This is a genomic window from Desulfotruncus alcoholivorax DSM 16058, from assembly GCF_000430885.1.
GTDB lineage: Bacteria > Bacillota > Desulfotomaculia > Desulfotomaculales > Desulfallaceae > Desulfotruncus > Desulfotruncus alcoholivorax.
This window is the reverse complement of the sequence record NZ_AUMW01000025.1, coordinates 26,014-47,809: the sequence shown is the minus strand read 5'-3', so window position 1 is coordinate 47,809 and position 21,796 is coordinate 26,014. Positions and strand designations below refer to the sequence as shown.

Annotated in this window: 27 protein-coding genes, 1 tRNA gene and 1 pseudogene; 16 read left to right on the top strand and 13 right to left on the bottom strand. The window is 45.9% G+C overall.

All coding sequences use genetic code 11. The features are described from left to right. Positions 1–366: 366 nt before the first annotated feature. The 7 genes from spoVAE to H569_RS23380 all read right to left on the bottom strand — a co-directional run bounded on the left by spoVAE (position 367) and on the right by H569_RS23380 (position 3,960). Positions 367–720: a stage V sporulation protein AE gene (gene spoVAE, locus H569_RS0112855; protein ID WP_027365327.1), complete on the bottom strand. Its 354-nt coding sequence runs from the start codon at positions 718–720 to the stop codon at positions 367–369. A 32-nt stretch (positions 721–752) separates the two neighbouring features. Beyond that, positions 753–1,760: a stage V sporulation protein AD gene (gene spoVAD, locus H569_RS0112850; RefSeq protein WP_027365326.1), complete on the bottom strand. Its 1,008-nt coding sequence runs from the start codon at positions 1,758–1,760 to the stop codon at positions 753–755. Positions 1,761–1,762: 2 nt separating this feature from the next. Further along, a complete protein-coding gene (gene spoVAC / locus H569_RS0112845; protein WP_027365325.1) occupies positions 1,763–2,242 on the bottom strand; it encodes a stage V sporulation protein AC in 480 nt (159 codons plus the stop codon). Positions 2,243–2,252: 10 nt separating this feature from the next. Further along, on the bottom strand, positions 2,253–3,110 hold the full coding sequence (locus H569_RS0112840) for a DUF421 domain-containing protein (RefSeq protein WP_027365324.1): 858 nt from the start codon (positions 3,108–3,110) through the stop codon (positions 2,253–2,255). 23 nt (positions 3,111–3,133) lie between these two features. Continuing rightward, positions 3,134–3,340 carry a DUF1657 domain-containing protein gene (locus H569_RS0112835; RefSeq protein WP_027365323.1) on the bottom strand — a complete coding sequence of 69 codons (207 nt, stop codon included), beginning with the start codon at positions 3,338–3,340 and terminating at the stop codon, positions 3,134–3,136. A gap of 91 nt (positions 3,341–3,431) precedes the next feature. Continuing rightward, a complete protein-coding gene (locus H569_RS0112830; protein WP_027365322.1) occupies positions 3,432–3,638 on the bottom strand; it encodes a DUF1657 domain-containing protein in 207 nt (68 codons plus the stop codon). 193 nt (positions 3,639–3,831) lie between these two features. Then, positions 3,832–3,960 (bottom strand): hypothetical protein, encoded by a 129-nt coding sequence (locus H569_RS23380; protein ID WP_257720113.1) that lies wholly within the window; start codon positions 3,958–3,960, stop codon positions 3,832–3,834. A 344-nt stretch (positions 3,961–4,304) separates the two neighbouring features. Between H569_RS23380 and H569_RS23660 the strand changes: the two genes are divergently transcribed. The 6 genes and pseudogenes from H569_RS23660 to H569_RS0112790 all read left to right on the top strand — a co-directional run bounded on the left by H569_RS23660 (position 4,305) and on the right by H569_RS0112790 (position 7,000). Further along, the gene (locus H569_RS23660; RefSeq protein ID WP_407638087.1) at positions 4,305–4,418 is read left to right on the top strand and encodes a hypothetical protein; all 114 of its coding nucleotides are present in this window, start codon (positions 4,305–4,307) and stop codon (positions 4,416–4,418) included. Then, complete coding sequence (locus H569_RS0112815) at positions 4,411–4,611, top strand: DegV family protein (protein ID WP_027365321.1); 201 nt, start codon at positions 4,411–4,413, stop codon at positions 4,609–4,611. The genes H569_RS23660 and H569_RS0112815 overlap by 8 nt, the downstream gene beginning before the upstream one ends. Positions 4,612–4,793: 182 nt before the next feature. After that, a complete protein-coding gene (locus H569_RS0112805; protein ID WP_027365320.1) occupies positions 4,794–5,216 on the top strand; it encodes a universal stress protein in 423 nt (140 codons plus the stop codon). Positions 5,217–5,415: 199 nt separating this feature from the next. After that, positions 5,416–5,715 (top strand): annotated as a pseudogene (locus H569_RS23655) (cyclic nucleotide-binding domain-containing protein); the annotation flags it as partial. A gap of 81 nt (positions 5,716–5,796) precedes the next feature. After that, complete coding sequence (locus tag H569_RS21415; RefSeq protein WP_238492551.1) at positions 5,797–6,612, top strand: DUF2225 domain-containing protein; 816 nt, start codon at positions 5,797–5,799, stop codon at positions 6,610–6,612. A gap of 154 nt (positions 6,613–6,766) precedes the next feature. After that, positions 6,767–7,000 (top strand): hypothetical protein, encoded by a 234-nt coding sequence (locus H569_RS0112790; RefSeq protein WP_027365319.1) that lies wholly within the window; start codon positions 6,767–6,769, stop codon positions 6,998–7,000. A 337-nt stretch (positions 7,001–7,337) separates the two neighbouring features. Here H569_RS0112790 and H569_RS0112785 read toward each other — a convergent pair. The 4 genes from H569_RS0112785 to H569_RS21410 form a co-directional block, all read right to left on the bottom strand. Beyond that, positions 7,338–7,412, bottom strand: a tRNA-Thr gene (locus H569_RS0112785). A 162-nt stretch (positions 7,413–7,574) separates the two neighbouring features. After that, positions 7,575–8,591, bottom strand: a complete 1,017-nt coding sequence (locus tag H569_RS0112780; RefSeq protein ID WP_238492550.1) for a VanW family protein — start codon at positions 8,589–8,591, stop codon at positions 7,575–7,577. Positions 8,592–8,762: 171 nt separating this feature from the next. After that, positions 8,763–9,410 carry a superoxide dismutase gene (locus tag H569_RS0112775; protein WP_027365317.1) on the bottom strand — a complete coding sequence of 216 codons (648 nt, stop codon included), beginning with the start codon at positions 9,408–9,410 and terminating at the stop codon, positions 8,763–8,765. Positions 9,411–9,560: 150 nt separating this feature from the next. Next, entirely contained in the window at positions 9,561–11,435 is a 1,875-nt protein-coding gene (locus H569_RS21410) for a divergent polysaccharide deacetylase family protein (protein ID WP_051273643.1), read from the bottom strand. Positions 11,436–11,663: 228 nt separating this feature from the next. Between H569_RS21410 and H569_RS20315 the strand changes: the two genes are divergently transcribed. From H569_RS20315 to H569_RS21405, 5 genes are all read left to right on the top strand, one after another. Then, positions 11,664–11,909 (top strand): spore coat associated protein CotJA, encoded by a 246-nt coding sequence (locus tag H569_RS20315; RefSeq protein WP_051273642.1) that lies wholly within the window; start codon positions 11,664–11,666, stop codon positions 11,907–11,909. Positions 11,910–11,913: 4 nt separating this feature from the next. Next, the gene (locus tag H569_RS0112755) at positions 11,914–12,177 is read left to right on the top strand and encodes a spore coat protein CotJB (protein ID WP_027365315.1); all 264 of its coding nucleotides are present in this window, start codon (positions 11,914–11,916) and stop codon (positions 12,175–12,177) included. Between the two features lie 21 nt (positions 12,178–12,198). Beyond that, entirely contained in the window at positions 12,199–12,771 is a 573-nt protein-coding gene (locus tag H569_RS0112750) for a manganese catalase family protein (protein ID WP_027365314.1), read from the top strand. Positions 12,772–12,987: 216 nt separating this feature from the next. After that, positions 12,988–13,323, top strand: a complete 336-nt coding sequence (locus tag H569_RS0112745; protein ID WP_157833533.1) for a hypothetical protein — start codon at positions 12,988–12,990, stop codon at positions 13,321–13,323. Beyond that, entirely contained in the window at positions 13,316–15,106 is a 1,791-nt protein-coding gene (locus H569_RS21405) for a hybrid sensor histidine kinase/response regulator (RefSeq protein WP_051273641.1), read from the top strand. The genes H569_RS0112745 and H569_RS21405 overlap by 8 nt, the downstream gene beginning before the upstream one ends. A 55-nt stretch (positions 15,107–15,161) precedes the next feature. Here the strand turns inward: H569_RS21405 and H569_RS0112735 are convergent, their stop codons facing one another. Next, on the bottom strand, positions 15,162–16,304 hold the full coding sequence (locus H569_RS0112735; RefSeq protein ID WP_027365312.1) for an acyl-CoA dehydrogenase family protein: 1,143 nt from the start codon (positions 16,302–16,304) through the stop codon (positions 15,162–15,164). Further along, positions 16,297–16,698, bottom strand: a complete 402-nt coding sequence (locus H569_RS21400; RefSeq protein WP_051273640.1) for a helix-turn-helix domain-containing protein — start codon at positions 16,696–16,698, stop codon at positions 16,297–16,299. The genes H569_RS0112735 and H569_RS21400 overlap by 8 nt, the downstream gene beginning before the upstream one ends. 139 nt (positions 16,699–16,837) lie before the next feature. Here H569_RS21400 and H569_RS0112725 point away from each other — a divergent pair, with 139 nt between their 5' ends. The 5 genes from H569_RS0112725 to H569_RS0112705 all read left to right on the top strand — a co-directional run bounded on the left by H569_RS0112725 (position 16,838) and on the right by H569_RS0112705 (position 21,615). Continuing rightward, positions 16,838–18,340, top strand: a complete 1,503-nt coding sequence (locus H569_RS0112725) for a class I adenylate-forming enzyme family protein (RefSeq protein WP_027365311.1) — start codon at positions 16,838–16,840, stop codon at positions 18,338–18,340. Positions 18,341–18,387: 47 nt separating this feature from the next. Continuing rightward, positions 18,388–19,638: an acyl-CoA dehydrogenase family protein gene (locus tag H569_RS0112720; protein WP_027365310.1), complete on the top strand. Its 1,251-nt coding sequence runs from the start codon at positions 18,388–18,390 to the stop codon at positions 19,636–19,638. 183 nt (positions 19,639–19,821) lie between these two features. After that, on the top strand, positions 19,822–20,022 hold the full coding sequence (locus H569_RS0112715; protein ID WP_027365309.1) for a DUF3006 domain-containing protein: 201 nt from the start codon (positions 19,822–19,824) through the stop codon (positions 20,020–20,022). A gap of 24 nt (positions 20,023–20,046) precedes the next feature. After that, positions 20,047–21,129, top strand: a complete 1,083-nt coding sequence (locus H569_RS0112710; protein ID WP_027365308.1) for an MBL fold metallo-hydrolase — start codon at positions 20,047–20,049, stop codon at positions 21,127–21,129. A 216-nt stretch (positions 21,130–21,345) separates the two neighbouring features. Then, positions 21,346–21,615 carry a hypothetical protein gene (locus H569_RS0112705; protein WP_027365307.1) on the top strand — a complete coding sequence of 90 codons (270 nt, stop codon included), beginning with the start codon at positions 21,346–21,348 and terminating at the stop codon, positions 21,613–21,615. The last annotated feature ends 181 nt before the right edge of the window (positions 21,616–21,796 follow it).

Below are 21,796 nucleotides of genomic sequence, written 5' to 3'. Positions count from 1 at the left end.
CGAAAAAGTCAAGCGCCGTCGTGGTCACCAAAAAGCAATCGTTGCTATTGCTCACATGATGCTGAATTGCATTTACCACATGCTTTTAAAAACCGAGCCGTTCGACCATACGAGGTATCAAATTGCAACTGTTTCAAAGACAAAGCCATCATTACAATTTACTCCTGAACAAGCTATCCAATTGCTTGAAAGTTTAGGTGCGAAAATCACTCTTCCTGCTACTACTTGATTATCGATTTTGATTACATTACTACTTTTCAAAGTCCCTTTTTAGGGGCTTTTTTTGTTATGCCCTTATATCTCTACTTGTGGCTCTACATAGAATACAAGTCTTTCAACCTAACCATCCTTTGTTCAAACCTTTGTTTAGCCTTTAGGCTTGAATAACAATGCAGCCAAAAAAGAAAAGATAATTGCCGCAGAAATGCCCGCACTGGTTACTTCAAATATCCCGGTGAGGATACCAACAATACCCGTTCTTTCTGCTTCAGCCATCGCGCCATGCACGAGGGAATTCCCAAAACTGGTGATGGGAACTGTAGCCCCGGCACCGGCAAAATCTATCAGGGGCTCATATAAATCAAACCCGGCAAGTACGGCTCCCACAACAACCAGAGTGCTTACCGTATGGGCCGGGGTTAATTTGCCCACATCAAGCAATAACTGTCCAACTACACAGATAAGCCCACCCACCACAAAGGCCCAAAAATAAGCTTCCACAAAACCACTCCCCAAAGGATGTACTTGGAAAATCATACATTCTCAATAGAAACTGCATGGGCAATGCAGGGTATACTTTCCTTTTGCTGGTATGACAGCGGGGATAATAACGCCCCGGTGGCAACAATTAATACTTTATTAAGCTCCCTTTTTTTCATCCTGTTGACAATGTGCCCAAATGTAACCGTGGCGGAGCAGCCGCACCCGCTACCTCCGGCAAAAACATTGGGCTGATCTTCTTTATAAATCATTAGTCCGCAATCTGTAAATATACCATCAGGTACATCTATATCATGTTTTTTAAATAAATCCGCGGCAATATTATGACCGACACGGCCCAAATCCCCCGTTGCAATTAAATCATAATCCTTTGCTGAAATGCGCAAATCCCTAAAATGGGCTGTAATTGTGTCCACCGCAGCTGGGGCCATCGCCCCTCCCATGTTGTAGGGGTCGCTTATCCCCATGTCAACTATTTTACCTATGGTGGCGGAAGTAACCTTGGGCCCGTCCCCTTTATCGCAGAGCAGCGCCATACCGGCCCCGGTAACAGTCCACTGTGCCGTTGGCGGTTTTTGGGCGCCATATTCCGTGGGATACCGGAATTGTTTCTCAACCGCTGCATTATGGCTGACGGCGCCGCAAATTACGTTGTTTCCTGCTTTGCTGTCCACAATTAAAGAACCCAGGGCAAGGCTTTCCATAGAACTGGAGCAGGCCCCGTACAGGCCAAGAAAGGGAACAGCCAGTGTTCTTGCGGCAAAGCTACTGGAAATAATCTGGTTTAACAGGTCTCCGCATAAAAAGAACTGAATATCTTGTTTTTGTTTTCCGGCCTTGCGGATGGCTATCTCACAAGCTTCTTCCACCATTTTTCTTTCCGCTTTTTCGTAACTATCCTGGCCCATCCACAGATCGGCATGGAGAAGATCGAAATCATCCGCCAAAGGGCCATCTGCTTCATAAGGGCCTCCCACTGCAGCCGTTGAAAGAATGGTGGGCTTGTTGTTGAACACCCATGTTTGGTGACCTTGAAGCAACTTTAGGATCCCCCTAATAAAGTTAGTGTTGTTTTAATCAAGGCAACTAAAAACGCGGCAAAAACCCCGAAAACAATTACCGAGCCCGCCAGTTTAAACATGTTTCCGCCAACCCCCAGCACAAACCCCTCACTTCTGTGCTCGATTGCTGCTGAAGCCATGGAATTGGCAAATCCGGTTACGGGTATCGCTGTACCCGCACCGGCAAACTGGGCAATATGATCATAAACGCCTAATGACGTTAAAATAACCGATAGTAATATCATTACTGCCACAGTGGGGTTGCCAACAGTTTTTTCCGTAAAATCAAAGTTCCAAATAAAGAAATCCGAAACCCCCTGACCCAGAGCGCAGATAGCCCCGCCCACTAAAAAAGCCTTGACGCAGTTAAACAGCACCGGCCTCTGTGGTTCCCTCGCTTTGGAAAAGGACTGATACTGCTGCTGAACCGGCGTTAACTTCTTCTTTTCCTTATTGGACACAATTCCACCCCTATCTTTTCATATAAGGTTCCAAGTCAGCAATAACTTCCGCCAGTATTTGAGAAGATTGCCCGTACATTTTCTTTGCTTCCGGGCTTTTAGTACCCAGCGCGTATAACTCGCAGTCCGCCTGGCATTTTTTTAGAGTCGCCAAAAGCAAGTCTTTAGTCTTAGGTTTAGGCACCTGAATGGCATCATCAAAAAGATCCAAATATAACTGCCCGGCGGAATCCACCTGGGCAATAAAAACATTTTCCGGCGCCACACCGGCTTTCTCCAGCTCAGTGTGCAGCCATCCCCTGTTCAGACCCATTGCAGCCAGTGGTTCATCCATGATCACCCCATCCATCATTACCGTTTGCGGCACGCTCTCCCGGCCAACTTTTAAATCAATTGTTTTTGGTGTCAGCGGCTGGCTATCTTTCTTTAGCAAAACACTGACATCTCCGGTTGGCTCCAAAACCGCAAACTCCACATCGGCAAAATTAAAAACATCTTTCTTGCGCAATTGGCTCAGAAGATCCTCCGGTGTGTACAGGGCTTCCATCAACTTATCTTCCAGAACTTTTCCGTGGTTGATGAGGACGGTTTCTTTTCCTTGTATAATATCTCTGACTATTTTAGATTTAATTGACAGAAGATAGATTAATGCTGGAAACGCTGTCCAAATTACCAGTGCAACCAGCCCATAAGTTAAATTGACCAAACCCAATGAGATTGTGGCTACAATAACCCCAATAACAATACCGGTTATTAAATCAAAAAATGTTAAGCGTGATGTTTGCCTTTTGCCAAGTAAACGTGTAAGAATTAACGCGATAATGAATAAGCCGGCAGATCTAAATAATATCAACAACCATTCTGGCATCTATTTACAACCCCTAATTTGGTCTAAAAACCTTTATATTGCGGTTCTTCAAACTCTAATTTACTAATCCTTTTTTCCAAATTTTTAATTACACTTTCTATTTTGGCCCTATTCTGTTCCAGCAACTGCCTTTCTTTTTTGTTTTGTTCAATTGAAATAATTGCATCTAAAGTGGCCTGGATTCCATTTAAACTTGCTACAGTCTGTTTAACCTGCCCGCTGATGGTCATAATAAATCACCTGCTTCCTGTAGTATTTTGCATATAAAATAACAATTATATACTGTGAGAAAACCGGATCAATAAGATCCGGCTATTAATGCTAAATTCCTTTGTATTGTGGCTCTTCGCTTTCTAATTCAGAGACTCTCGGCTCCAGGCTGTCAATAATGGTTTGAGTTTGCTTTGCCGCACTGGAATACAAATTCTTGGCCTGCTGGTTCTGCGTTTGCATGGCGAAGTTTTCCAAATTTGCCTGCGCACTCTTCAAGGCAGCCAGGGTTTGCTTAACCTGCGTGGATACTGTCATCATTTATCCCTCCAAAACATTTTTTATATTAACATCAATGTTATTAATACCCTTAAAATAACTTTTATAACGGATAAAATAAAAATAAAATGGTAAACGGCAAAACGCCCCTTTGTTAAGGGCGTTTGAAATATGCCATAAACAAGTGTAGGACTGCAACATAAGCAGCCCTACACTCCAATTAGACGATCAACTACTTCTCGTATGCTCCACTGCCAAAGCCCCAGAAGCCTGTGCCGAATACCAGCAGAATCAGAATCAAGAAAATAATGAAGCTGGGGAAGAAAGTCGTAGTACCGCCGCATCCTGCGCCGTATGCCATGCAATAATACCTCCTCTCATTTTTTTGTGTTAACCCCAAATGGCTAACGCAATAACAAACTATTCAAATTAAACCCAAGATGACACAGCATCTACATATTTTAGTTTTAATTTTCATTTTTCCAACTTTTACAATCTTAGTTGGCTAAAACGGCAAAAAGATTTATTGCCTGAGACTAATGAACCAATAAAGCAGTACCGGTGAATCAAGGAAAATTTTTAAATGCTAATTAATATTAGGACAAAGAACGTTTTAGGTAAGGTGATAAAAGTTGCAAAATCAGAATAGTTACAGACAGCACAACTGACTTAACAGCAGATGTTGCATAATACTTGGGCATTTATGTGATCCCTTTGAAGGTTATCTTTGGAGCCCAGGTTTATCGTGACGGAGTTGACATCCAGACTAAACAATTTTACGAGAAGCTTACATCGGGTGAGCTATTCATTATTGACTGAAGGATTTGATAAATCCAATGGCCATTTTCATTATTCATTAATCCACGGCAACGACAGCACTTCTCTTTCTATTCTTGAACAAAAAATTAGTCAAAAGATTGACAATGATAACATCATTAGCTCTGAATTCGGCCCTGTTATCGGCACTCACGTCGGTCCCAATGTGATCGGGCTGGCATATTATAGCCTGTAATTCATCTTTTCATTAGAGGGGTTTTACTTGCTTTTATGCCTGTCTTTTTAAAAAACCGTAGTGCTATATATCTAAAAAAAACCAAAAAATTTTCCCTATTTGTGATTGACTTCACTTTCACATTTTATTATAATTTAATTAATTAGTGATAATGAAATTTAACACAAAGGAGTTGAAAAGTTTTGTACAAAAGAATTCTAGTGGCAGTGGACGGCTCTGATATAGCGCAAAAAGCAGTTAAGCATGCCGCAGAAATTGCTTTAAAATTTGAATCAGCGGTAACCTTGTTACATGTTGTGTCACCACTACCCGCAGCAATAAGAAACAGCGTTTTCGAACAGAAATTAATTGATGAAATTATGAAAGATGGCTTACAGACACTGGATAAAGCCAAAAGTGATATTATAGAATTTAATGTCCAGGCTGATACTGAAATGAAAGTAGGAGACCCATCAACTGAAATATGCATGAAAGCCAAGGATGAGCAATATGACCTGATTGTTATCGGCAGCCGCGGTCTTGGAGCATTAAGCGGTTTTATTATGGGAAGCGTAAGCAGACGTGTCGTTCGTCATGCACCCTGCCCGGTTCTTGTTGTAAGATAATAGGCAATGTCGTTATCTCCTCTCCCAGATCCCCGAAAGGGGTTTTTTTTTGTTAATGTTGAAAAGGTCTTAAAGAGAACTTGTTGAAATTTTTTTAAATAACTAATTAAAATCTGTTACCTGTTTAAAGGGGTGAATAACAATCAAAGTCCCTGAATCTTTTCAAGATATAATAATCAAAGGTTTATCCAGAATAGCTTTGTTTAAGGGTGTTCACGAGGATTTCCTACATCAAATAACGGTTGCAGGCGGCATATCTCAGATAAAAAAGAATACAGTTATATTTGAAGATGGCCAAAGTGGAGACGAGGCCTTCGTTATTATCCACGGCCAGGTAAATATATATAAAAATATGGTTAACGGCCAACAACTTGTCTTGAAAAAAGCGTTATCCGGTGAGGTTTTTGGAGAAATGGCACTGCTTGACGGACTGCCAAGGTCAGCCAGCGCGGTAACGGCAGAAGACAGCATTTTGTTTATTATTAAACGAAGGGATTTTATTCCTTTGCTGCTGAGGGCCCCTTCTGTTGCAGTTAAATTATTGGAATCAATCAGCGTCAAGCTGCGGCAAACCAATGACTTGTTAATAGCAAAAGAAGCTGGAAAAAATTATGAAGCAGAGAAAACTGTTAAAGCCAGTGAGCCGCATCTTCCCGACCCTTCCGGAGCTATTGAATATCAAAAGCAAGAAACTACAGACAAAACGCCACCTGTTAATAAAAATTTCAGTGAGCATACTTATACTGCAAAAAAAGTGTGCCCTCTTTGCCGACAAGAAACTGAATATACCGCAGTTAAATCAAGGTATGTGCAATTGGAAAAAACGGATGGTGATATGTGCGGGTATTACCGCCTCATCAACCCTTCCTATTATTACGTTATTGTCTGCACGCATTGCGGCTATGCTTTTACCTTAGATGATAATCTCAAATTGGATAGCGAAAAAACAGAAATAATCAAAAACAAGCTGAATAATATTAAATTAAACCAGGATTTTTCAGGAACACGCTCCATTAACCAAGCCATCAACGCTTACCGCCTGGCCATTGCCTGCCAAACTATGGCGGAAAATAAAAGTTCCGTTATCGGCTACCTGTTTCTCCGCCTTGGTTGTTTATACAGGCATAAGAATATGCAAAAAGAAGAATCTTATTGCCTAACCCGTGCATTGGAATATTTTGACCACGCTTATAAAAATGAAGGATTTAAAAGTATTAAAGAAGAGCTAAATATTATTTATTTAATCGGCGAATTAAATATTAGAGCAGGTGATGCAAGTAAGGCAATTAACTGGTTCGGTATGATAATCAATCACCCATCAAAACAGGAGTATCCTTACATTGTTAAAAAAGCCAAAGATAGATGGCAAGAGATACGGTTGGAGAATAAAAAGTAAATTTTGTTTAATGCTCACCGGTTTATACTGAAACTAAGGGGCGAAAATATGTTTTATATATATGCCAAAATTTATAATATTTTACATATTTTATTAATAGATTATTAATAAATCTCCCGTATATTTTTTAAAAGAGCATCAGGAGGTTTTTAACATGTCGGATAATACTGAACAAAGTTTGATGTTTGCGATAAAAAACCTGGTTTCAATAATTCGGGATAATGCTGAATTAACTTTAGAAATAGACCATCCAAGGTGGGCAAAGAACAACTTGCAGCAGATCGTTACCGGCCTGGAGATTGTTTTACTGGCATTAAGTGATATAGAGGAAATTTATAATGATACTGTAAAAAAGGAACTACCCCAAAAAGTACTAAGGATTAAATAATATTTACAATATTACCGCCTTCAAAATACGCGGTTTTTTTCTTTTTTTTAGTTGATTGTTAAGAACCAACTTCGACATTTTAATCAAAATACGCGTAGCATAAAATACTGGATACAAGTATTAAGAACTCAAAAATAAAAAATACCCTTTATATAGGGTCAGATAAAGCTCTTATTAAGAAAGCGAAGGCCAACTGTTTAATTTCCAAATGCCGGCAATAAATTCAAAATGCATCCCCTAATAAAAGCAGGTATTAAAAAAGCTGCCTTAGTTTAGTAAAAGATTAATAATTAACAAACAAGGCCTCCGGGGAACCACCCAGAGGCCTTGGTATTAGTGGAGCCGGCGGCCGGATTTGAACCGGCGACCCGCGCATTACGAATGCGCTGCTCTACCACTGAGCCACGCCGGCAATAAAATTGTGCAATGTATATGATAATATTTTTACTTGTTTCTGTCAAGAAACAAGTCCTGGTATTAAGTGAAATTTTTAATTGAAAAACTGGCCCTGCATAAAGCACGTTACAAGGACCGTCCCGGCAGGTGGGAGGTCCTTGCTTTTATCTTATGCTTTTCACGGGCGATATCCGGCCTGGTCCGGCCCGCGCTCTATAATGCAGGGGCTTGCACTATACCAACTTGTTCCCTTATCTTTTTTAACAATTTTACCGTCCGGAGTTTCCACGGTAACCCAGGATCTCACCACATAGCCGTTTTGACCGGGCATTATTATTTTTTCCGAACCGGGGGGAAGTGAAGAGTTATAGCGGTATTGCGTCCAGTATTTAGTACATTTTTTAACTTCATGATGCCAGGTCACTTTGGGCGGCTTTTGCTGTCCGTAGAAGGCCATGTAAAGAGTGTCATTCACCTTTTCAGACCAAATTAATATTGGGCCATCCGTGTTATTCAAAAATCGCAAATCTTTAACCCCGTAATATACCGTGGCATCCTGTCCCGGTGGCACATATGGCACAGTCATGCTGTGGCTGCTGCGCATAATTATTTTGAGGTCACAGAAAGTGGCCAAGTTATATAGCATACTGGCAATTTTGCACACCCCGCCGCCCACTGTGGTAACAAGTTGGTTACCCGCATACGTCGGCCCGGCCTGGTACCCGCGGTACTCTGTATAGGGGCCGATAGCCGCGTTTTGAGAAAAAACCTCCCCGGGCTGCACCACTTTTCCGGCCAGTTGCTGGGCAGCCAGACCTATATTATACCCTTCAGCTTTAATGGGATCCGGTAGGGTAGCTTTATATGCGGCCATTAAAACTGGTGTTTTATGTTTCTCGAGGGCATCCCGAAACGCGACGTTTCTTTCCCAGGGCAAGGGGCCGCTATATGGTCTGTCCATACCTTTAAACTGTTTATATACGTCATATGCGCCCTGCTCCGGTTTATTTTTCTCTGAAAGTTGGCTTTTATCCGCTACCAAATAACATGGTTCATTAAGCGGGAAGGTATTTACCTCGCGTACCATACCCGGCCTCTGGTCCAAAGGAAAGGATTCAACCAGAGACCATACGGCCAGCGCCGTTCCCAGCAACAGAACAGTGGTAACTATATATTTTTTTTTGGCCGGTTTCAATGCTGCATCACCCTTATGCCAGTTATATTAAAACTCTTTCTTTGGTTATTATCTCTTTATGTATATTGAATATCCCGTTATTTTTACTCAAGCATTTTCTTAGTTATTAGCTTATATAGCTTTCACCACTATTCCGGCCGGAACACAACTAATTATAGACTTTCTGGTAATTCACATGTTTAATGGCATTTGCGCCTGCATTGCCCATAATAATTTTTTTTCTACCTCGAACCAGTTAACTAATTGCCACCAGGCTTTTACATAATCCCCACGCCGGTACTGGTAATCCAGGTAATAGGCATGCTCCCACACATCCAGCACCATGATAGGTATGCCACCCCACTGGGTTAGATTTTGGTGCTTTTCGGCAGTTAGAATCTCCATGCGCCGCCAGGCCGGCTGCCAAATCAGCACCGCCCAGCCGGATGCTTCAACCTTTTCAGCAGCGGCTGTGAATTGGTCCTTAAAATTTGAAAAACCACCAAAATACCAATTAATATTAGCCTGCGTGTGGGCGCCGGGCTGCCCACCCTGGCCAATACCGGTCATTATCGTCCAGTAGATGCTGTGTAAAATGTGGCCGGAACCATTAAAAGCCAGTTCCCGCTCCCAATGTTTTACCAGAGAAAAATCTTTCTTTTGCCGCGCGCCTACTAATTCTAATTCAGCCTTATTTAATCCTTCAACGTAAGCTTTATGGTGGTTGTCGTGATGATAGGTTAACATTGCGCTACTGATTACCGGCTCAAGAGCATTATAGGGATAAGGTAGTGGTGGTAACTGGTGGCCGCCAGGTGGTGATACGGTATAATAATCCATAATTAACAACCCCTCGTGGTAATATTTTCAAATATACTATTCACATCTGAAATATTTGTTGCCAGGTAGGCCATAACAAGGAAAAAACAAAAAGCCCCGGTAGCACTGCCGTCTGTGTGAATTATCACCACTGGTAAAATGTATTGGATATTATTGCACCAGTTCAGAAAGGTAAACAAATTCAATGCCCCGCGCCTCCAAGACGGGTATCATTTCCCCAATGGCCCGGGCCGTCTTGTCTCCACCGCTCCCTACATGCCCAATGCCGACAGCGCTACCTTGGGCCAACGCTTTTTCCGCCAAAATGTTGAGCTGCTTTTTGATTGCAGCAACGTCTTTGATATTGTCCAGGAATACGTCCCTTTGCGCACATGCGATTCCCATACTTTGGGCAACTTTAATCATCTTGGACTCGTCCGAAGTTTTGCTGTCCAGCACCATGAAACCCATATCTTTAGCCACTTCCAGTACCGGAGTAATCAAATCTTCTCTGGACGTAATCAACGACCCGGTATGATTGTTAAAACCGGTGGCGTAAGGCACCTGGTTAAAATCCTTAATTACCTGCCTGCGTATTTCCGCCGGGGACATATTCGAAGTTATAGCACCCGGCCCCAGCCAGCTGGCTTTACCTTTAAAAGGCTGCATGGGCAGATGCACGATTACTTCATATCCCCTTTGGGCTGCCTGGATAGCTTCACGTCTTGTGTGCTCTAAATTAGGCATTATCGCAAAAGTTAACGGCCTGTCAATTTCCATCATTTCCTTAACGCCATGAACATCGCTGGATCCCCAATCATCGATGACAATGGCCACCTTGGCCTTTTTGCCTTCCATTAAGCCGCCCGCCACCCTGGTAATTGACATTTTGTCGCGGTCCATCGGCTTGCTGATATCCATATGCCTGGCAAGGGTGCTGCTCTCTTTGCCGTTTACAGTAAATTTTACACTTTGCAGTTGCGGCAGCTCAAAAAGAGTGTAAGCAATTGAGCTAAGAGCGATCCATTCCCCTTCACTGCCTATTTGGCTTAGATTTGCATCATTTATTTTAAGGTCTACTCTAGCCTGAGAACCTGAGACCAAAACATCCTGTATGCCAACACCCCGGGGTATACATGAGCTTAATTCCGCAGTGTTCCTGGGCCCTTCTGCCAGTCTTTTTAATGACAGCCGGGCTTTTTCCACCAGGCTCTGCTCTCCCCCAATTCCATCTACTGCTTCAACTTCCTCGGAAAGCATAAGCAATTTGTTTGGTTTTTTCGGTAAAAAGTATGCCCCGGGCCTGTTTGCATACGTCCGCCCGGCGTTATTTTGCGGCACATCCCCGCCGGTACTCACCGGGCTGGTACTATTAAAATATTTAATTATGCCTGTGCATATAGAACGGGCAATTTTTTTTCGATAACCAGTATTTTGCAGTTGCTTACAGTCACTATTATTGGATAAGTATCCCATTTCAACCACTGCGGCAGGTATTTTCAGGTGCGTTAGCACATAGTAATTCCTGGCATGACTTGTCCTTTTCACCATTGAAGGTATGCGTCTTAATTCCTGCTGGATGTTTTGGGCCAAGCTCTCGGCAGGGGTATTGGTATCATTATAAAAGACTACTGCCCCGAACTTGCTGCTCTTGGGCGATGCATTAATATGCAAGCTTATAAATACATCTGCGTTGTTTTTTACTGCCAAGGCAACTCTCTCATTTAATTCATTTTTTCGATTAAAGAAAAACAACCGGCCAGGCTCGTAATCACCTTGACGGGTCAGCCTGACGTCAGCCCCTTCAAGTTTTAGCATCCGGGCAAGGTCCTGAGCCACTTTAAGAGTGATATCCTTTTCCACTATTTTTCCCGCCGTACACCCCGGATCTTTTCCCCCATGCCCCGGATCAATAACAACGGTCTTGCCGCGCACACCACTTATGGCTTGGACAGATTTATTCTGTTGAACAGAGTTGTATAAACATACAGCAAGCAAAAAGCACAATAAAACACCTGCTATAAAAAAACGTTTATGCCCGGTCATATTAATTCCCCTCTCGGATTTCAATGTTAAAATAATTTTTTGTATTTTCCTTAATTTTTTCCCAAGAAGATAAAAGAAGCACTGTTAATTTTTTCAGTAAAGCTCACAAATTTCCGACAGAACAGATTACACTTATCCCACATTACAATGACAACGTTTATATTGGAACAAAATTACTATGAATGAATATAATGTTTTAAGCAATGTCATATTTTGGAGGTATGTCTTTTGAGTAAGGAGAAAGAACAACCAAAGCAACAACAAGACGGTAAACCCAAAACAGAAAATATCCCTAACACCGGCCTATATGGGGGCTATTACCCTGGCAACCCGAATATACCGGCTTTAGAGCTTGCCAGGGCTTATATCCCTATTCAAAGGCTCGGACAAATGTATTCCCCGGCTATGGCTTTGGAGACTGGAACGCTATTTCCCGAGTTATACAGGCCATGGCCGGCTAAGGTTGGGAGGTGATTTTATGACCGATCGCAACCAGGCTCATATGTTATTGGAAATTCAACAACTTTCATTTATTGAAGTTGAATTGAATTTATATCTGGATACCCACCCTGAGGACCAGCAAGCGCTGGCCATGTACAACAGCACCCACCAGAACTTAATGCAGTGTGTAAGAAAATATGAAAGCATCTACGGTCCCCTGGTTAATTTCGGTTATTCGCCCGGCATGCAAAATTACTGGAAATGGGTGGATAGCCCGTGGCCCTGGGAAATTAAATACTAGCTAAGGAAAGGATTTGTTAAAATGTGGTTGTATGAAAAAAAATTACAATATCCGGTGAGGGTTAGTGCTCCCAACCCGCGCCTGGCCAAATATATCATCACCCAGTATGGCGGGCCGGAAGGAGAATCATCGGCTGCACTTCGTTATTTAAATATGCGTTATACTATGCCTACCGGCAGGGCCAAGGGCGTTTTAACCGATATTGGAACCGAAGAGATGGCCCACATGGAAATTATAGCAACACTTGTCTATAAGCTGGTGGAAGGCGCCCCGCTGGAAGCCATTAAAGCTACGGATTTTGGCGCCCACTATGCAGACCATGGCAGGTCTTTATACTGGGAAAACGCTGCCGGGGTACCTTGGGTGGCCGCCTATGTTTCAGCTACGGGCGACCCGGTGGCCGACCTGCATGAAAACCTGGCGGCGGAACAAAAAGCCAGGGCGGTTTATGAAAACCTTCTAAAATTATCCGATGATCCTCTGGTTAACGACGTTTTGCGGTTTCTCAGGGAGAGAGAAGTTGTGCACTACCAGAGGTTCGGTGAAACTTTAATGGAAGTCGAAGAATATTGCCGCCAGAAAAAAATTTTTTAACAACTCCTGCACTTAACAGTTAATGTACCGAATAAGTATTTAAAAGCCTGACGGTTACGACCGCCAGGCTTTCAATAGGGCAATCCCCCCATGGGTTACATTTTAATATTGTTATATGCAAAAAAAGGAACCAGTGTGATAAATGTCGTAAATTACTTGCTAATTAGAGAAATTGAAAATATTTTACCTTATGCCAAATCGATTGGGGGAAGAGTTTTGGATCAAGTACCAGCCGGTAAATTGCTGCAATTGGCCATTAGCCATTTGCGCCAGCCGCATCACATTATTGAAGCTGCCAAGCAGCTTTTTCACACCCCGGCCATGCTCAACAGCGCACTTGTTGAGCGCAAGCAAATTGCGGCTGACCTGCGGGAAAACGGGGAAATCCACCGCTCGTTGTTCGTCAATTGCCGGGACGCGATACTGCATTACCATCTTGCAAGAGGCGTAGTTTGTGGCGTTGATTTCAAGCAATTTACCGGGGCGGTGCGGCAGTCGGGGCTTAACCGGATGGTCCTTACCGGGTGCAGCGGAGGTAGGATTTATGGCTGAAAAAAAACTTCTACGCGTGTTAATTGTGGAGGATTCTGAAGATGATGTGCTGTTGCTGCTGCGGGTTCTGCGCCGTGGCGGCTATGAGCCGGTCTACGAGCAGGTATGGACGGAGCATGCAATGACCAAAAAGCTGGAAACCCGGGAATGGGATTTAATCATTTGCAATTACGCTTTGCCGACTTTTAACGGGCTGGCTGCTTTAAAGCAAATCAAGGAAAAGGTCTATGATCTGCCTTTTATTATTTTATCCGACCGGATTTCCGAAGAAATTGCGGTGGAGGCAATGAAGGCAGGTGCGAATGACTATATCTTTAAGGGAAATATGGATAGGCTCATACCGGCCATCAACCGGGAACTGCGTGGGGCCGAAATGCGCAAACAGCTGGAAGCTGAAATCCAAACCAGCAGGGTCAGCTACAGTACTGTTTTCAACCACGCCATCATTGGCATGGCTGTGCTGGATGTGGAAGGCCGCGTGCTGGAAAGTAATCCCGCCCTGCAAAAAATGCTGGGGTACAGCGGCGCAGAGCTGAAGGGCAGGGCCTTCACCGAGGTATCCCACCCGGATGATATAAAGAAAGATCTGGATCTTTTCCGCGATCTGCTGGCAGAAAAGAGGGAGCGGTACCAGCTGGAAAAGCGCTACGTGCGTAAGGACGGCAAATTGCTCTGGGCGAAGGTATCCGCTTCCGTCGTGCGCAGCCCGCGGGGAGTTCCTGTTCTCATCATTCGCATGGTGGAAGATATTACCGCCCGCAAGCAGGCGGAAAAAGAACTGGACAACTTTTTTGACCTGTCGCTGGACATGCTTTGCATTTTGGACAACAAAGGCTATTTTAGGCGCATCAATCCCTCCTTTCAAAAGACACTTGGATACACCGGAGCGGAACTTCTTGAAAAACGGATAACAGATTTTGTGCACCCGGATGATCTGGAGAAAATCAAGGGTTTTGCACATCATCTTAATACCAGAGAACCAGCCGTAAAATTCAATCACCGTTGTCTTTGTAAAGACGGTTCGATAAAATGGTTGGAATGGACGGCTGTTCACGACCCGGCCCAAGGGTTGATTTATGCCGTGGCCCGCGATGTTACCGCGCAAAAACTGCTGGAAAAGGAAATGATCCGCCTGGAGCGGCTCAACCTGGTGGGGGAGATGGCTGCGGGCATCAGCCACGAGGTGAGGAATCCCATGACCACCATCCGGGGCTTTTTGCAGTTGTTGTCCGGCAAAGAGGAATGTTCGCAGTATAAGAGCTATTACGACCTGATGATCGAAGAACTGGACCGGGCCAACTCCATTATCACCGAATTTCTCTCCCTGGGCAGAAGCAAGGAGACAGAGCTGGAAATGCAAAATTTAAACGACATTATCAATACCCTGCTGCCGTTAATCCAGGCTGATGCCATGCGCATGGACAAGTATATCGATACCAGGCTGGCCGATGTGCCCGACTTGATGCTCAACGCCAAAGAGCTGCGGCAGTTAATCCTCAACCTGGCCCGTAACGGGTTGGAGGCCATGCCCCGGAATGGAGTGGTCACCATAAGCACTTACACAGCCGGGCAAGAGGTGTGCCTGGAGGTGCGGGACCAGGGAAAAGGAATGACACTCGAAGTAATGGAGAAGTTGGGCACCCCCTTCTTCACCACCAAAGAACAGGGCACGGGACTGGGTATGGCAGTATGTTACGGCATAGCCGCCCGCCACAATGCCAGGATAGAAGTAACCTCCGGCAGCGGCGGCACCACCTTTGTTGTACGGTTCCCGGCCGGTTAAGGTACCCGGATGAACAAAACCGCACTCGAGAGACCGGCCGCAGCCGGTCTCTTATTCACAGCTGAGAAGCTATGACAGCTTTTTGGATATTGTTTGTGCCTTCAATTAATGACATCACCCTGGCATCGCGCAAATATTTTTCCACCGGGCATCCTTTGAGATAACCCCGCCCGCCGCAGATATCCATAGCCGCTGCGGCGGCTTCCTGGGCGACACTGCTGCCGGCAAGCTTGGCCATTGATGAAAGCATCGTATAGTCAAGGTCATTGTCAATGAGCCAGCAGGCCTTCCAGACCAGCAACCGGGCTGCTTCAATTTTGACCAATAGGTCCGCTAAATTAAAGGCAACAGCCTGCTGGTCAAAAACCGGCCGGCCAAACTGGTGCCTTTTTTTGCTGAATTCCAGCGCAAACTCATACGCCGCCCGGGCTAAACCCACACCCACGGCGCCCGCCAGCGCCCTGCCCCGGTCAAAAGTCTGCATTAACAGCAGGTAAGCGCTGCCCTGACTGCCGATCACCATTTCATCCGGAACATGCACCCTGTCCAAGACCAGTTGGGTTGTACGAACATAGCGGATGCCCAGCTTATGGCGCACAGCTCCTTCTTTTAAGCCGGGTATACCGGCCGGCAGGACAAAGGCAATCATGCCCGAACGTTTTTTGTCCGGGCCGGTTGTGGCAAATAAAGTAGTAAAACTGGCAACCCCGCCGTTGATTACAAATTCCTTTGTCCCGCTGATATTCCAAAAACCGTTGTTCTTAACCGCCAGCGTGGATATGGAAGCAATATCCGAGCCCGCCTCCGGCTCGGTCAGGGCCAGGGCAGCCAGGTGGGCTTTGCGGGAAGCAAGCAAGGGTAAATAGGTTTTTTTCTGCTGCCCGGTGCCTGCCAGCACAATGGGGCTGGCTGCATGGATGTTTGCGGTAACCACGGTGGCAACGCCCGCACACGCGGCAGCGAGTTCTTCCAGGAGCAGCGAAGTGGTAAAATAATCCAGGCCACGCCCACCGTATTCACATGGTATTGTGGGCGTCAAAAAGTTATGCTCCGCCAGCACCCGGACCGGACCGAAATCAAATCGCCCGTCCCCCGCCTCATCCAATTCAGCTGCCATCGGTGCTATCTTGTGCAGGGCAATGTCACGGAACTCCTCCAGCAATTGCTCCTGCTCGGGGCTAAGATTGAAATCAGCCATTTTCACCCACCTCTCTTTTTTTAAGCCACAACGCAAAATCCATGATTAATTGTTGTCCTTCGGGGGAAAGGGATTGGAATAAAGCCAACAGGTTTTGTTCCCGGCTTTTAATATCTTGAACAGCTGCAGTTGCTTCACTTGGCGCGGCTGCCGGCAGGCACACCTCCTGCCGGACTGCATTTTCGTGATCAATGGGCTGCAAAAAGAACTGGACCGGCTTATTTAATATTTCAGCTATCTTCTCAAGTTGGGCCAGGTAAATGCGCCGTCTTCCCTTTTCATAATTAGACAGAGTGGACTGGGAGCAGCCAATTTTGGCCGCCAGCTGCTCCTGGCTGTAACCGGCCTGTTCCCTCGCCAGCTGCAGCTGCCTTCCGATAGACTTGTAGCCCATGCAAACCCCTCAACTTTTATTATTTATTTTAACCCATTATCCAGCTTGGCGCAGTATATATTGACCCCTATTATTACATAATGCTATAATTATTTCAATTATTAATAAACGGATTATTCAAACAATGGGAGGGCATACTATGAACCTTGTGGAAATGCTGGACAGGAACGCCAGGAAATTTGCCGGCAGGGACTGCCTCTGTTATAACGGCGCGAGGATAAATTTTGCCGAACTGCTGGCACTTGCCGAAAAAACTGCGGGTTTATTGCAGTCCTGGGGAGTGCAAAAAGGCGATAAGGTGGCCATAATGAGCTATAACACCCCCGCCTTTGTAATATCGTTTTACGGCGCCATCAAAGCAGGCGCCGCGGTTGTCCCGGTAAACCACAAACTGGCCGCCCCGGAAGTGGATTTCATTCTCGACCACAGCGGGGCAAAAGTGTTTTTATTCGACGGCGCCCTGGCCCAAGTGGCCCGGAAAATTTCTGCCAAAGTGCGCTGCTCGGCCATCGACTCGGACGCCGAAGGCTTTGACCGGCTGGAATCGGCAACGGAACAGGCCCCGGAATTCCAAACCGTACAGGTTGGCGACAGTGACCTGGCTGAAATCCTTTATACCTCGGGCACGACGGGCAAACCGAAGGGCTGCCTGCACAGCCATAAAAACGTCATCTGTGCCGGAATTACCGGGGCAATGGCCATGAAAATGGATGAAACCGACCGCCTGTTAATGGCCATGCCCATCTGGCACTCTTCCCCGTTAAACAACTGGTTTATGGGCGCCCAGTACGTTGGCGCCGCCACTGTTCTGCTGCGGGAATACCATCCCCTGCACTTCCTCCAAACCGTGCAGGATCAAAAGTGCACCGTCTATTTTGGCGCGCCCATCAGCTATATTTTGCCTGTACAGATGCTGCCCAACTTTGATGATTTCGACCTATCCTCCATGCGCTGCTGGATTTACGGCGGTGGCCCCATAGCCGGCGACGTGGCCATGATGCTGATGAAGAAGTACAAAAGCGAACAATTTTACCAGGTGTACGGCATGACCGAGGCCGGGCCAACGGGCACCACTTTGTATCCCCGGGACCAGGTGCGCAAAGCCGGTTCCATCGGCTGCAGCGCCCTGCCGGGAGCAGACCTGCTGGTAATGAAAAACGAGACCGAGCCTGCCCGGCCCGGTGAGACCGGTGAAATCTGGTTGAAGAGCGACAGCATGATGAGCGGGTATTATAATGATCCTGAAGCAACAGCCTGGGCCTTTATTGACGGCTGGTACAGAACCGGCGATGTCGCCCGTGTGGACGAGGACCATTACCTCTACATAGTAGACCGGATGAAAGACATGATTGTAACCGGTGGAGAAAATGTGTATTCCAAGGAAGTTGAAGACGCTATTACCGCCCACCCCGGGGTGGTGGAAGCCGCGGTCATCGGCCGGCCCCACGCCGAGTGGGGTGAAACAGTTGTTGCTTTTATCGTGCCCAAGGCTGATGCAGACCTCAAGGAAGATGAACTGAAGGCCTTCCTGGCCGAAAAGCTGGCCAAGTATAAAATCCCGCGGGAGTTTATACCGGTTGGCGAACTGCCCCACACCCCGACCGGGAAAGTAAAGAAATTTGAGCTGCGCCAGCAGTTTTAACCCAATATCATAGTTTTGCCAATACGTTTTAAGAGAGGAGAATAACTGTGTTTGACTTTTTACTTACTGAAGAGCAGAAAAAAATTCGCGAGGAAGTCAGGGACCTGGTAAGATGGGTGCCTCGCCAAATGATCATGGACATGGACCAGGACAAGATCCGTTTTCCCAAGGAATTTTTAAAGGAAGCCGGCAGGCGCAATCTTTTAGGCTGCCGCTACCCCAAACAGTGGGGCGGCCGCGACATGGACTGGGTGACCACCTGCATGGTTGTGGAAGAGGTGGGGACCTTGGGTTACATCTTTGCCTGCGTCTTTGGCGTGGGAGCGGAACTGGTTTGTGACGCCATTATACTGCACGGAACCGACGAGCAAAAAGAAAAGTACGTCAAACCGCTGCTGGCCGGCGATATTTTTGCAGCCGAATGCCTCACCGAGCCGCGGGGCGGTTCGGATTTCTTCGGCACCTCGACCGTTGCTGAGGATAAAGGGGACTACTTTGTGCTGAACGGGCAAAAGCGTTTCATCGTTGGCGCCGAGGGTGCCGATTTCTTCCTGGTGTACGCCCGCACGGATTTTGATCCCAAGACCCATCCGCATCAAGCGCTGACCTGCTTCATTGTTGACCGCGGGCCGGGCGTTGAGGTGGAATACCTCTACGGGCTGATGGGGTGCCGCGGCGGCGGCGCCGGGCGCATTGTTTTTAAAGATGTTAAGGTGCCCAAAGAAAATATAGTCGGCAAGTTTAACGGCGCCTATGCCGTATTTAATACAATGATGATTCCCGAGCGTCTCGGCACTGCAGCCATGACTATCGGCGCGGCCCGCCCCGCCCTGGAAATCGCGACCCAGTACACCTCCCGGCGCAAGGCTTTTGGCCAGGTTATCAACCAGTTCCAGGGGGTCAGCTTCCAGGTGGCCGAGGCGGCCATGCTGCTGGACGCCGCCCGCTCGCTGGTTTACGCCACCAGCCGGGCCGTCGACGCCAAAGAGGATATGAACCTGATCCGGCGCATGGTCAGCGAAACCAAAAAATTTGTAACCGAGTCCTGCCAGAAGGTTGCCAGGAACGCCATGCAGGTCATGGGCGGGATCGGCTATACCAACGTTTTCCCGGTAGAGCGAATTGTGCGTGACCTGGGCCTGGCTTCAATCTGGACCGGCACCAATGAGGTGATGTCACTGATCACCGCCCACGAGTGGTACCGCGAATACCACCAAAACTTAAAGGCCCGCCAGGCCAGGAACTACGAGCTGGATGCAGCGGAAGCCGAAGCCGTGGATGAAAAGATTTACGAATAAGCCCTAAAAAATTTTACTTAAATACCGTAAGGCCTGCCCCTTTTAGGGGTTTAGGCCTTTTGATTACTTTATTGTTGCCTGACATTATATCCAGTGGATAAGGCCGCTTCCAATTGAAGGCGGCTTTAAGATTATCCGACAATATAATATAATTAACTCATTGTGTAACAAGGAGGCGAAAAAATGCTAATAATCGACCGGTTTGAAGGCCAATACGCCATTATTGAAATGAACCGCAGAACCTTTCACATTCCCAAAACTTTACTGCCTAAAGATGCTAAGTCAGGTGATGTTATTAAAATCCAAATCACAGTAGACAAGGATGCTACAGAAATCAGAAAACAATCCATTGAGAAACTGGCGGATAAACTGTTTGAAGGCTAGCAACGGTTTCGGAGGAAAATTCTTATGTCTAAACGAAAACACTTTTGGGCCTCAGCCCTGATTATACTCTTTTTGTTTGCTGCGGGCTGTTCCGGTTCAACGACAACATCTCCGGCCAACTCCCCACAGGCCGGGCAGATGAGGGTTTGTTTTCTGGACGTCGGCCAGGCCGACAGCATTTTAGTCCAGATGCCCAACGGCCAAAACATGCTGGTTGATGCAGGCAATAATGATGATGGAACCGTTGTGGTCAAATATCTCAAGCAATACGGGGTTAAACAAATCAATTATCTCATTGGCACCCACCCGCATGAGGATCACATCGGCGGCCTGGATACTGTAATCAAAAGCTTTAAAGTAGGCAAAGTATATATGCCTCAGGTTACATCAACCACCCGGACATTTGAGGACGTGCTTCAGGCAGTCCGGGCCAAAGGGTTAAAAATAACCCCCGCCAGGGCGGGGGTTCAAATTGTCAATTCCGGCAAACTGAATGTTACCGTTCTGGCTCCCAATAAAACTGAATATGAGGATATCAACAATTACTCCGCCGTGATAAAAGTTACGTATAACCAGGTCAGCTTCCTTTTAACGGGTGACGCCGGTGAACAATCAGAAGCTGAAATGCTGCTTGGCAGCGTTATAAGTCCTAAAGCCGACGTTTTAAAAGTCGGGCATCATGGCAGCCGGGATTCCACATCAGAGGGTTTTCTAAAAACAGTTAACCCCCGGTATGCGGTAATCAGCGTTGGAGCAGGCAATGATTATGGTCATCCCCACAAAGAAACATTGGAAAAACTAAGAGGTATCAATGTTTTCAGAACCGATATAAACGGCACAATTATATTTACCACGGACGGTAAGGAAATTAATGTCACAACTGAAAAACCTTCCCCGGGAAACAAGCCGGATACTCCCGCCCGGTTTTCCGGTAAAATGTATGTCGATTCCGGTGGGCGAGGTTTAATCAAAGGAAATATAAACTCCAAGGGTGAAAAAATTTACCACCTGCCCGGCGGTGCTTATTACGAACAAACTAAAGCTGAAAAATGGTTCAAGACCGAGGAACAAGCCCGGGCTGCCGGCTTTAGACCATCAAAAAGGTGACAGGCTGCCGCTGTCTTGAACGGTGATAAATCTTTCGGAAAGTATAAAAGCTGCTTTTTACCCTTCCTCCTTAGTAAGTGAACGACATAGTTCTATAAATTTGCTATATTTTGTATTTTATTGAAAATATATCTTGCTATCTTACTAATTAATTGTTATAATGTGTAAAAAGTTGCCACATTATAACAATCAAAGTCAAAAGGGGGAAGGATGTAAATGTATGACAATTCAAGGGACATGCTTTTCAACAAAATAATCAATTCTTTAGCTGTAATCAGTGGTTGCGCGCAACTGGCGTCCCGGGTCGATTATCCGGAAAAATTAATCCATTATTTCAATGAAATAATCGGCCAAATGGATAAGCTGTTAATACTGCTTGTCGAGCTGTATAAATTAGATTCCGCGCCCAGGGCAAAATACTCACCTATTGATCAATACAAATCAACCGGTAACCGCCCGCCGCTGATTGTTTTAAGGAACGAATAAAGAACCTCCCTTCCAATCAGGAAAGGAGGTTCCTTATCTTAATGAGCCCGTAATAATCTTCGCTCCGGCTATTATGCATATCTTCACAGCCTGAGACAACCTTTCGGCTGCCACAGACCGGAATATGGATACCCACAATAACCTTTGCCCGGCCATTTGAGATGTCTTTTAAGCCCGCGGC

Bases quoted from the DNA above. Each gene is read 5' to 3' on its own strand.
- H569_RS0112840 (WP_027365324.1), bottom strand. From the start codon at position 3,110: ATGCCAGAATGGTTGTTGATATTATTTAGATCTGCCGGCTTATTCATT.
- H569_RS0112835 (WP_027365323.1), bottom strand. From the start codon at position 3,340: ATGACCATCAGCGGGCAGGTTAAACAGACTGTAGCAAGTTTAAATGGA.
- H569_RS0112830 (WP_027365322.1), bottom strand. From the start codon at position 3,638: ATGACAGTATCCACGCAGGTTAAGCAAACCCTGGCTGCCTTGAAGAGT.
- H569_RS23380 (WP_257720113.1), bottom strand. From the start codon at position 3,960: ATGGCATACGGCGCAGGATGCGGCGGTACTACGACTTTCTTCCCCAGC.
- H569_RS0112790 (WP_027365319.1), top strand. From the start codon at position 6,767: ATGTCGGATAATACTGAACAAAGTTTGATGTTTGCGATAAAAAACCTG.
- H569_RS0112775 (WP_027365317.1), bottom strand. From the start codon at position 9,410: ATGGATTATTATACCGTATCACCACCTGGCGGCCACCAGTTACCACCA.
- H569_RS21410 (WP_051273643.1), bottom strand. From the start codon at position 11,435: ATGACCGGGCATAAACGTTTTTTTATAGCAGGTGTTTTATTGTGCTTT.
- H569_RS0112755 (WP_027365315.1), top strand. From the start codon at position 11,914: ATGACCGATCGCAACCAGGCTCATATGTTATTGGAAATTCAACAACTT.
- H569_RS0112750 (WP_027365314.1), top strand. From the start codon at position 12,199: ATGTGGTTGTATGAAAAAAAATTACAATATCCGGTGAGGGTTAGTGCT.
- H569_RS21405 (WP_051273641.1), top strand. From the start codon at position 13,316: ATGGCTGAAAAAAAACTTCTACGCGTGTTAATTGTGGAGGATTCTGAA.
- H569_RS0112735 (WP_027365312.1), bottom strand. From the start codon at position 16,304: ATGGCTGATTTCAATCTTAGCCCCGAGCAGGAGCAATTGCTGGAGGAG.
- H569_RS21400 (WP_051273640.1), bottom strand. From the start codon at position 16,698: ATGGGCTACAAGTCTATCGGAAGGCAGCTGCAGCTGGCGAGGGAACAG.
- H569_RS0112725 (WP_027365311.1), top strand. From the start codon at position 16,838: ATGAACCTTGTGGAAATGCTGGACAGGAACGCCAGGAAATTTGCCGGC.
- H569_RS0112715 (WP_027365309.1), top strand. From the start codon at position 19,822: ATGCTAATAATCGACCGGTTTGAAGGCCAATACGCCATTATTGAAATG.
- H569_RS0112710 (WP_027365308.1), top strand. From the start codon at position 20,047: ATGTCTAAACGAAAACACTTTTGGGCCTCAGCCCTGATTATACTCTTT.
- H569_RS0112705 (WP_027365307.1), top strand. From the start codon at position 21,346: ATGTATGACAATTCAAGGGACATGCTTTTCAACAAAATAATCAATTCT.